We start from the raw sequence: 9872 nt of genomic DNA, 5'->3' as shown, positions 1-9872 counted from the left end.
CGGGCGGCGAGACCCGGCGGCGTCGGTCGCCGAGGCGGCGAGCTGCGTCGTCATGAGCGGTGTCCTCAGCGGGAGGCGGCGGCGTTGACGGCGTCGACGATGCCCTGCGGCGAACCCTTGCCGGCGAACATGTCGACGACGGCGACGTTCAGCGCGTTGCCGACGTTCTGGCCGTAAAGGGTGTCGAGCCACACCGAGACGTAGGGAGCCTTCGAGTAGGCCTCGAGCACCGACTTCAACGCGGGCGTCGTCACCGCTCCCTCGGCCTCGCTCGAGGCGGGGAGGGTCTGGAACGCCTTCGCGTAGGCCTCCTGGTTCTCCTTGTTCACGAGGAAGTTCAAGAAGTCGGTGCACTGCGCGGGAGCGTTGACCCAGCACGAGTAGCCGTCGACGCCGCCCATCATGGCGCCCGGCTCGCCGTCTCCGCCCGAGACCTCGGGGAAGGGGAACCAGCCGAGGTCGGCCAGGGGCTGCTCGTCGGGGGTCAGCGAGGCGATCACGCCCGGGTCCCACGCGCCCATGAGCTCCATGGCGGCCTGGTGGTTGGCCAGCAGGCCCGCCGACGAACCGGCGCCCTGCTGGGCGGCGGTGGTGAGGAAGCCGTCGTTGAAGGGCTGGGTGGCGAGGAAGGACTGCAGGTCTTCGCCGGCCTTCAGCCAGCACGGGTCGTCGAAGCTGCGGCTCGCGGCGGCGGAGTCGAGCACGTCCTTCGAACAGGCGCGCAGTGCGAAGTTGTAGTACCAGTGGGCGGCGGGCCAGGCGTCCTTCGCGCCGACGGCGATCGGGGCCACACCGGTCGCCCTGATCTTGGCGTTGGCCGCCTCGAGCTCGTCGATGGTCTTCGGCGCCGCGGTGACGCCGGCGGCGGTGAGCAGGTCTTGAGAGGTGAAGATGCCCGAGGGGAGCACGGCGACGGGCATGCCGTAGTTCTTGCCGTCGATCTCGAACGCCGACAGCGAGGAGCCCAGCGCGGTCTTGGCGTCGGCCGAGATCTTGTCGGTCAGGTCCATCGCCTGGCCGGCGGTGACGATGTCGGCGAGCTTGCCGCCGCCGCGCGCCATGAACAGGTCGGGGGCGTCGCCCGAGTTGAGGGCGGTCTGGAGCTTGCCGTCCATCTCTTCGTTCTGCACGGCCTGGATCTCGATGGTGACGCCCGGATTCGCCGCTTCGAAGGCGGCGGCGGTGTCTTCCCAGTACTTCTTGCCGTCGCCGGTGGTGGAGTTGTGCCAGAGCGTCAGGGTGACGCTGCCGTCGGCGTTCTGGCCGCTGCCGCCGCCTGCGGCGCACCCGCCGAGCGCGAGGGTGCCGGCCACGGCGAGGGCCGCTCCGGCGAGGATCTTGCGCGTGTTCATGTGATTCCCGTTTCTCTTCGTCGAGGTGCGCCGTGGGACGCGTCGGTGTTCGGCTGCTCCGCCGTTCATGCGCTTCTCGGGGTCTGCTGCCCCCGAGGTGTCAGCAGTGTCGCCCGCGGGCGGAGGCGTCGTCAAACGTTTTCGAAAATGATTTCCACGCTAGGGTCGGATGCCATGACGAGGCGCCCGACCATTCACGACGTCGCCGCGGCGGCCGGGGTCTCGGTGGCCACGGTGTCGAAAGCGGTGAACGGCCGCTACGGCGTCTCGCCCGAGACGGTGAGCCGCGTGCTCGACGCGGTGAAGACCCTCGGCTACGAATCCAGCCTCGTCGCGAGCAGCATGCGCTCGCGTCGCACCGGCGTGATCGGCGTACTCGTGGCCGACATCGAGCCGTTCTCGGCCGAGATCCTCAAGGGCGTCGGGGGAGCCCTGTCCGACACCGGGTACGACCTGCTCGCGTACACCGGTGCCCGCCGCGACGGCGAAGGGTGGGAGCGTCGCTCGCTCAGCCGCCTGAGTGGAACGCTCATCGATGCGGCGATCATCGTCACCCCCACGGTCGTCAACGTCTCGGGCGAGGTGCCGATCGTCGCGATCGACCCGCACACGGGCCGGGGCGATGTGCCTACCGTCGAATCCGACAGCTACACCGGCGCGCAGCAGGCGGTGCACTATCTGGCGCAGCTCGGTCACCGCCGCATCGGCTTCATCGCGGGGCGTCCCGACCTGCGCTCGGCGGGCGCCCGCGCGTCGGGGTACCGCGCGGGACTCGCCGCCGCCGGCATCGCCTTCGACCCCGCTCTCGTCGGCGTCGGCCGCTACGCCCAGGACGTCGCCCGCGAGGCCGCCGAGGCCATGCTCTCGCTCGACGATCCGCCTACGGCGGTGTTCGCGGCGAACGACCTGTCGGCGTTGTCCATCATCGAGGTCGCCGGCGCGCGCGGACTGACCGTGCCCGACGACCTGTCGGTGGTCGGTTTCGACGACGTCCCCGAGGCCGCGCGCGCCCAACCGGCCCTGACCACCGTCCGCCAGCCGATGAAGCGCCTCGGCGCCGAGGCCGTGCGGATGGTGCTGACGCTCCTCGCCGGTGACACTTTGCCCGAGACGCACATCGAACTGCCGACCCGCCTCGTCGCGCGCGGGACGACGGCGCCCCCGCGCGTGCGCTGAAGCAGGCGGGGCGGGGGACGCCGGCATCCGGCGTCTTTTCCGCCACGCGCGGACATGCCTCGAACCGTCCGGACCCACCGACCGCTCGACGCTCGTTCGCCGCGTCCGCACCGCCCGTCGCGCGCCGCGACACCCCCCGGCTCCGGTACCGTCGAAGAATGCCTACCGCGAGCAGTAAAGACGACGAGGTCGACCTCCTCATCGACGCCTGGTCGCAGCTGCTGCCCGAGGTCGACCTGACACCCCTCGACGTGATGTCGCGCCTGCGTCGCGCGGCCTTCCACCTGTCGAAGCTCCGCGCGAAAGCCTTCGCGAGTGCCGACATCGCCGTGTGGGAGTTCGACGTGCTCGCGGTGCTCCGGCGCGCGGGCACCGAGCTGAGCGCCACGCGCCTGATCGCCGCCACCATGATCGGCAGCGCAGCGATGACCAACCGTCTCGACAAGCTCGCCGAGCGCGGCCTCGTGAACCGACGCCCCAACCCCTCCGACGGTCGTGCGATCCTCGTCGCGATCACCGCCGAGGGCATCGAGCGGGTGGATGCCGCGATGACCGAGCTCGTCCGCCTCGAGGCCGACGCCCTGCGCGATGTCAGCCGACAGGACCAGGCCCTCCTCGCGAGTGCCCTGCGCGTCCTCGCCGCCGGCGAGACGCACGAGGCGTGATCGACCTCGCCACCGCTCTGACCGAGCGCCCCGTCATCCTCGATGGCGGCCTGGGCACGCTGCTCGAGGCGCGCGGAAACGACGTCACGAGCGATCTCTGGTCGGCCCGAGTGCTGCGTGACGACCCCGACGAGGTGCGCGCCGCCCACGCCGAGTTCGTCGCCGCGGGCGCCGAGGTCGTGATCACCGCGTCGTACCAGATCGGTTTCGCCGGACGGATTCCGGATGCCGAGGTCGAGGCGCTGCTGCACCGTTCGGTGGCCGTGGCGCGAGAGGCCGGCGCGGCGGTGGTCGCGGCATCCGTCGGCCCGGTCGGAGCGCTCCGCGCCGACGGCAGCGAGTACACCGGCGCTTACGGGCTCTCGCTCGCCGAGCTGCGCGAGGCTCACCGCCGACGCCTGCACGTGCTCGCGGATGCCGGAGCCGACGTCCTCGCGATCGAGACCATTCCCTCGCCGCTCGAGGTGGAGGCCCTCGCGCTCGAGCTCGCCGCGCTCGACATGCCCGCTTTCGTCAGCCTCTCGGCCGACAGCACCGGTTTCGCGGGGAGCGGGGCGCTCGCCGCGGCACTGCGCGAAGCGGCATCCGCCCCCGGTGTCGTCGCCGTAGGCGTCAACTGCTGCGCTCCCGGCTCGGTACTGCCCGCGCTCGAAGACGCCCCGGGCCTGCCGCTGGTGGTCTACCCGAACACGGGCGAGACCTGGGATGCCGCAAGCCGCACCTGGCACGGCGGCGCCGCCCCGCTCGCCGACGAGGCGCCCGCGTGGGTCGCCGCCGGCGCGCGTCTGGTCGGCGGTTGCTGCCGGTCGACGCCCGCCGACATCGCCGCGATCGCGGCCGCGGTGCGCTGAGATCCGCTCGCGCCGCCCGTTCCCGACGTCGCGTCAGTGACTGTCGATGATTCGGTCGAGCCATTCGGCGAGCAGAGCGCGCTCGGGGACTGAGAGGGCGGTGAGGTCGTTCGTGACCGCGCGCAGGGTGATGGCGGCGGCGCGATGCGCGGCGGGCATCTCCTCTGCCGCGGACTCTTCCTGCTCGATGAGAATTCGATCGAGGACGGCGTCGAGCAGAGTGGTCGCCAGTTCGGGGTCGCGCTCGCCGATCGGCTGTTCGAGGAGCGACAGAATGGCGCCCGTGCCGGCGGCGTGGATCAGCGCGACGGCGCGAGCCTCGGCGACGCGTAAGAGCCCCGCCGCGGCCACGCGGCGCACTCGCTCCTCGAGCGCGCGGACGCCGTTCGCGAGGGCGGGGGAATCCCGGCCGCGGCGCGGGTCGCTGAGGATGACGTAGAGGTCGGCGTTGTCGAGGCCGAACCGCACCGTCTCGCCCCACGCTTCGCGGAGTTCGCCCACCGGATCCGTCGAGGCGGGGGCAGACGTCAGGGCGGAGGTCTTCGACGCGCTGAAGAGGGCCATCGCGTGCTCGGCGACCGCGTCGAGCAGGCCGTCCTTGTCGCCGAACAGGCGGTAGATCGTCGGAGCCTGAACGCCCGCGCGTTCGGCTACCGCCCGCGTCGTGACGCCCGCCGACCCTTCGGTGCGGAGGATCTCCGCCGCGGCTCCCACGATCCGCTCACGCACGTCGTCTCGGGGCGCCGGAGGAGTCATGGTTCGACGATAACAAACACTTGTTATCAGCGGTAATCGCTGTTAGCTTCCCACTGTTTCCGTCGATAACAAAAGGAGCATGACGATGATCACCATCACCGGCGCAACGGGCGCCCTGAACGGCCGGACGGTCGACCACCTGCTGCAGACCGTCGGCCCCGCGGACCTCACTCTCGTCGTCCGCGATCCCTCTCGCGCCGGGCGATTCGCCGAGCGCGGAGTCGCGGTTCGTCGCGGCGACTACGCGGACCCGACGAGTCTCCCGTCGGCGTTCGAAGGTGCCGATCGGTTGCTCCTCGTCTCGTCGAACGATCGGGGCGCCGACGCCGTCGCCCTGCACGCCGCGGCCGTCGACGCCGCGCGGATCGCCGAGGTCGGTCACGTGCTGTACACGAGTCATCAGGGCGCCCACGCGGCCTCCCCCTTCGGTCCCGCGCGCGACCACGCGGCGACCGAGGCGCTGCTCGCCGACTCGGGTCTGCGGTGGACGGCGCTGCGCAACGGGTTCTACGCGCACTCGCTCGAGTGGATGCTCGGGCCGTGGCGCGAGTCGGGCGTCGTGGCGGTGCCCGCCGACGGGCCGGTGTCATGGACCTCGCGCGAAGACGCAGCCGAGGCTGCTGCGGTTCTCCTCCTGAGCGACGAACTGCCTCAGGGGCCCGTGACGCTCACGGCGGCCGACGCACCCCGTTTCGCCGACCTCGCGCGCTGGGCGGGAGAGGCGGCCCACCGCGACGTGGGCTTCGAGGTGGTCGACGAGGACGAGTGGGCGCGCAGGGCGATCGCAGCCGGCCAACCCGAGGCTGCGGTCCCGTTCACTCTGGGGTTCTTCCGCGCGGTGTCCGGTGGCTTCTTCGCCGGAACCGCCCCGACGCTCCCGGACCTCCTCGGGCGTGAGCCCGTCACGGCGAGGAGCGTCGTGGAGTCGTTCGTAGGCTCGCCGTCCGCGTGAGGGGTCAGACGTTGTCGCCTGGGGCGCCTCGAAGCGACGATTCCTGACCCCTCACGCGGGGGTGTGGTCAGTCGAAATCCGCCGCGAGGGCGTTGCGGTGGTACTCGAAGATGATGCTCGTGCGCGTCGAGGCGACGCTGTGTCGGGCCGAGAGGTGGTCGACGACGAAGCGGCGCACGGCCGACGAATCGTCGACGGCGATGTGCACGAGGAAGTCGTCGGCGCCCCCGAGGAAGAACAGCTGGATCACGTCGGGGTGGCGGCGGATCTCGTGCGCGAACGCGCGGATGCTCTCCTGTCGCTGCCCCGGGCGCAGGGTCACCCCGACGATCGCCTGCAGTCCGCGGCCGAGGCGACTCTGGTCGACGGCGGCGTGGAACCCGGTGATGAGCCCGCGGTCGACGAGGCCCCGCAGGCGGGCATGGGCGGTGGATGCCGCGACCCCGAGCTCCTCGGCGAGGGCGGCGTTCGTCATCCGCGCGTCGGCCGACAGCAGCTCGATGGTGCGCGCGTCGAGGGGGTGCAGGTCGTCGTCGGCCACCGTAGATCCTTCGCGTCGTCGAGCACAGCGGGGGTCATTCAGCCGATGATATCGCCAGGCAAGCCGCAAGAACCGAAGAATCTGCGCAGAAACACCACGGAAACACTCTTTTCTGCGATCCTCTCGGCAACGCTCATCCGCTCGAGGAGGAACCCATGCGCGTGTCCGTGCCGACCGAGATCAAGAACAACGAGAACCGCGTCGCCATGACGCCCGCGGGGGTCGATTCGCTCGTCCATCGTGGTCACGAGGTCTTCGTGCAGGCGGGTGCGGGTGAGGGCAGCGGCTTCTCCGATGAGCAGTACCGCGCGGCCGGGGCCGAGATCGTCGACACCGCCGAAGAGACCTGGGCGCGCGCCGAACTGCTGGTGAAGGTCAAAGAGCCCATCGCATCCGAGTACGGATTCCTGCGCCGCGACCTCACGCTCTTCACGTACCTGCACCTCGCGGCCGACCGGCCGCTGACCGACGCCCTCATGGCCGCCGGTACCACGGCCGTGGCTTACGAGACGGTGCAGACCGCCGACCGCGCGCTGCCGCTGCTGGCGCCGATGAGCGAGGTCGCCGGTCGGCTGTCGATCATCGAGGGCGCGCACCACCTGCTGCGCGCCTCGGGCGGGCGCGGGCTGCTCCCCGGCGGCGTCCCCGGCACCCCGAGGGCGAAGGTCGTCGTGATCGGCGGCGGCGTCGCGGGCGAGCACGCCGCGGCCAACGCCCTCGGACTCGGTGCCCGCGTCACGGTGATCGACATCTCGCTGCCCAAGCTCCGTCAGCTCGAGGAGCGCTTCGGCGGCGCGGTCGAGACCCGCGCCTCGACTCGCCTCGAGATCGCCGAGCAGCTCGCCGACGCCGACCTCGTGATCGGCTCGGTGCTCATCCCCGGCGCCGCCGCCCCCAAACTCGTCACCGACGACATGGTGGCCGCGATGAAGCCGGGCTCGGTGCTCGTCGACATCGCGATCGACCAGGGCGGCTGCTTCGAGGGCTCGCGTCCGACCACGCACGACGCGCCCACCTTCCGCGTGCACGAGGCGCTGTACTACTGCGTGGCGAACATGCCGGGCGCGGTGCCGCACACCTCGACGCGGGCGCTGTCGAACGCCACCCTGCCGTACATCACGCGCATCGCCGAGCAGGGCTGGGAGGCCGCGGCATCCGCCGATCCCGCCCTCGCCAAGGGCCTGAACGTGCGCGCCGGCGTGGTCGTGAACGAGGGCGTCCGCGCCGCCTTCGACCTCTGAGCCGGTGGGCGTGCGGACGCCCGGCCGTCAGCCGCGCACCCAGGCGTAGGTGATCTCGGGGCGGCCCTGTCCGCCGTAGCGCGGCACACGGCGGACGCGACCCACGTCGGCGAGGTGCTCGAGATACCGGCGCGCGGTCACGCGCGACATGCCCTCGCTCTCACCGACCTCGGTCGACGACACCGCGCCCGCGGCGGTGCGCACCCTCTCGGCGACGGCCTGCAGCGTCTCGTCGCTGAGGCCCTTCGGCAGCCCCGGTGCGGTCACGGTGCGCAGCGACCCGAGCAGGGCGTCGACCTCCGACTGAGTTGCGTCGCCCGCCGCGCGGTCCAGTCCCTCGACGTAGGAACGGTACGCTTCCAGCCGCTCCCGGAACGCCGCGAACGCGAACGGCTTGATCAGGTACTGCACGACCCCGATCGACACGGCCGCCCTCACGGTCGCGGCGTCGCGCACGGCTGTCACGGCGATGATGTCGACGCGCGATCCGGTGGCGCGCAGCCGGCGTGCCACGTCGAGACCCGAGCCGTCGGGCATCGTCATGTCGAGCAGGACGAGATCGATCCGCCGGTCGGGATCGGCCAGCGCGGTGACAGCGGCGCGCGCCCCCGCGGCCTGCCCCACGACCTCGAAGCCCGGCACTCGCTCGACGTACGCGCTGTGGAGTTCGAGGGCGAGCGCGTCGTCGTCCACGACCAGCACGCGGATCACGAGACCACCGCCTCGGCGACGGCGGGAAGGAAGACGCGGACGGTCGTGGGGTCCGCCGCGACCTGCAGGGTTCCACCGTGGGCGGCGACGATATCGCGCACGAGGGCGAGGCCCACGCCCCGGCCACCGGGGGCGTGCGCAGGCTTGGTCGACGCCCCGAAGGCGAACGGGTCGGGCAGCGACGGGTCGAAACCGGCCCCACTGTCCGAGACGTCGAGCACCACGTCGCCACCGCCTTCGCGGAGGGTCGCGCGCACCCATCGGGGTTCGGCGCCTGCCGCTGCGGCATCCAGGGCGTTGTCGACGAGGTTTCCCACCACGGTGACCGCCTCGGCCGCGGCGAGGGGGAGTGCGGGCGTGGGCTCGGCGACGTCGAGGTCGAGGCGCACTCCGCGTTCGGACGCCTCGTCGAGCTTGCCGAGCAGGAGGGCGACGACCACGGCGTCGTCATCGTCCGAGACGAGGCGATCGGCGAGCTCTTGCCGTTCGCCGGTCGAGGCCACGATCAATCGGCGGGCCTCGTCGATGCGTCCGAGTTCGAGCAGCGCCAGCAGGGCATGCAGCCGGTTGCCGTGCTCGTGGGTCTGGGAACGGAGGGTGTCGCTGAGGGTCCGGACCCCCTCGAGCTCACCGAGCAGTGCCTGCAGCTCCGAGCGGTCGCGCAGCGTCATGACTCGGCCGCGCTCGGGCGCGCGACGCCCCGCGAGATCACGTGCTTCCTCCTGGTTGACCAGCAGCACCCGCTCTCCGTTCACGACGGTCTCCTCGACCATGCGCCGACCGCTCGCGATGGCCTCGGCGAGGCCGGCATCCATGTCGACCGCGCGCGGATCGAGTGAGACCTGCCCGCTGGAGGCGGGAGGAAGGCCCAGAAGGTCAGCGGCTTCGTCGTTGTAGAGCACGATGCGTCCGGAGCGATCGGTGACCACGAGACCCTCGCGGAGGGAGTGCAGCACCGTCTCGTAGCTCTCGACGAGGCGCGACAGTTCGGCGGGCGTGTACGAACCGGTCACGCGTCGGGCACTGCGGCGGACGTAGAGGGCGCCCAGCACCCCCATCCCGACGATAGCGGCGGATGCCAGCACGATCAGTGGTGCGCGAGCGGCGAGGTCCTGCTGCACGGCGCCGAGCGTGACCCCGACGGCGACGAGGCCCACGATGTCGCCGTTCTCGTCGCCGCCGTCACGGATGGGGACGATGGTGCGCACCGAGGGACCGAGAGTGCCCTCGTAGACCTCGGTGAACGTCTGGCCGGCGAGGGCTTCGGTTCGCGAGCCGATGTACTGCTGGCCGATCTCGGACCGGTTGCGGTGGGTGAGGCGGATGCCGTCGGGGGTCATGATCGTGACGAACGACAGGTCGGCGTCGGGGAGGATCTGCTCGACCATCGGCTGCAGCGCAGCGGAGTCGCGCTGCACCACGAGAGCCGCCACGTCGGGCTCGTGCGCCAGCGTCTCGGCCACCGAACGCGTGACCTTCTCGGCCTCGCGCTGACCGGAGTCGCTCAGCTGCACCGACAACAACGCCGCCAGGACGCCGGCGACCAGGATCACGACGCCGAGGGACACCAATGCCAGGCGTCCACCCACGCTCAGTCTCATCACCCCGCCCTTCGTCGCGCTTGCCG

At 71.5% G+C, this 9872-nt stretch carries 10 protein-coding genes; 5 read left to right on the top strand and 5 right to left on the bottom strand.

The window, feature by feature from the left end; genetic code table 11:
- Positions 1-65: 65 nt before the first annotated feature.
- Positions 66-1352 (bottom strand): extracellular solute-binding protein, encoded by a 1287-nt coding sequence (locus ASE56_RS00800; RefSeq protein ID WP_056224099.1) that lies wholly within the window; start codon positions 1350-1352, stop codon positions 66-68.
- Between the two features lie 174 nt (positions 1353-1526).
- Between ASE56_RS00800 and ASE56_RS00795 the strand changes: the two genes are divergently transcribed.
- The 3 genes from ASE56_RS00795 to mmuM all read left to right on the top strand — a co-directional run bounded on the left by ASE56_RS00795 (position 1527) and on the right by mmuM (position 4044).
- Positions 1527-2528, top strand: coding sequence for a LacI family DNA-binding transcriptional regulator (locus tag ASE56_RS00795; RefSeq protein ID WP_056224097.1), 1002 nt, complete (start codon positions 1527-1529; stop codon positions 2526-2528).
- 158 nt (positions 2529-2686) lie between these two features.
- Complete coding sequence (locus ASE56_RS00790; protein WP_056224094.1) at positions 2687-3193, top strand: MarR family winged helix-turn-helix transcriptional regulator; 507 nt, start codon at positions 2687-2689, stop codon at positions 3191-3193.
- Positions 3190-4044 (top strand): homocysteine S-methyltransferase, encoded by an 855-nt coding sequence (gene mmuM, locus ASE56_RS00785; protein WP_056224092.1) that lies wholly within the window; start codon positions 3190-3192, stop codon positions 4042-4044. Before ASE56_RS00790 ends, mmuM begins: the two co-directional genes overlap by 4 nt.
- Positions 4045-4077: 33 nt before the next feature.
- Here the strand turns inward: mmuM and ASE56_RS00780 are convergent, their stop codons facing one another.
- Positions 4078-4800 carry a TetR/AcrR family transcriptional regulator gene (locus tag ASE56_RS00780; protein ID WP_056224090.1) on the bottom strand — a complete coding sequence of 241 codons (723 nt, stop codon included), beginning with the start codon at positions 4798-4800 and terminating at the stop codon, positions 4078-4080.
- Between the two features lie 79 nt (positions 4801-4879).
- On the opposite strand from ASE56_RS00780, the gene ASE56_RS00775 reads away from it, so the two are divergent.
- Entirely contained in the window at positions 4880-5752 is an 873-nt protein-coding gene (locus ASE56_RS00775) for an NAD(P)H-binding protein (RefSeq protein WP_235556884.1), read from the top strand.
- 67 nt (positions 5753-5819) lie between these two features.
- On the opposite strand, the gene ASE56_RS00770 is transcribed toward ASE56_RS00775, so the two are convergent.
- Positions 5820-6293 (bottom strand): Lrp/AsnC family transcriptional regulator, encoded by a 474-nt coding sequence (locus ASE56_RS00770; protein WP_056224088.1) that lies wholly within the window; start codon positions 6291-6293, stop codon positions 5820-5822.
- A gap of 155 nt (positions 6294-6448) precedes the next feature.
- Here ASE56_RS00770 and ald point away from each other — a divergent pair, with 155 nt between their 5' ends.
- Positions 6449-7534, top strand: a complete 1086-nt coding sequence (ald, locus tag ASE56_RS00765; protein WP_056224086.1) for an alanine dehydrogenase — start codon at positions 6449-6451, stop codon at positions 7532-7534.
- Between the two features lie 27 nt (positions 7535-7561).
- Here ald and ASE56_RS00760 read toward each other — a convergent pair whose 3' ends face one another.
- The gene (locus tag ASE56_RS00760) at positions 7562-8245 is read right to left on the bottom strand and encodes a response regulator (protein ID WP_056224084.1); all 684 of its coding nucleotides are present in this window, start codon (positions 8243-8245) and stop codon (positions 7562-7564) included.
- Positions 8242-9846: an ATP-binding protein gene (locus ASE56_RS00755; RefSeq protein ID WP_056224081.1), complete on the bottom strand. Its 1605-nt coding sequence runs from the start codon at positions 9844-9846 to the stop codon at positions 8242-8244. The genes ASE56_RS00760 and ASE56_RS00755 overlap by 4 nt, the downstream gene beginning before the upstream one ends.
- Between the last annotated feature and the right edge of the window lie 26 nt (positions 9847-9872).

This window comes from Microbacterium sp. Leaf203 (assembly GCF_001421275.1).
Classification (GTDB): domain Bacteria; phylum Actinomycetota; class Actinomycetes; order Actinomycetales; family Microbacteriaceae; genus Microbacterium; species Microbacterium testaceum_A.
This window is presented reverse-complemented; position numbering and strand designations above follow the sequence as displayed.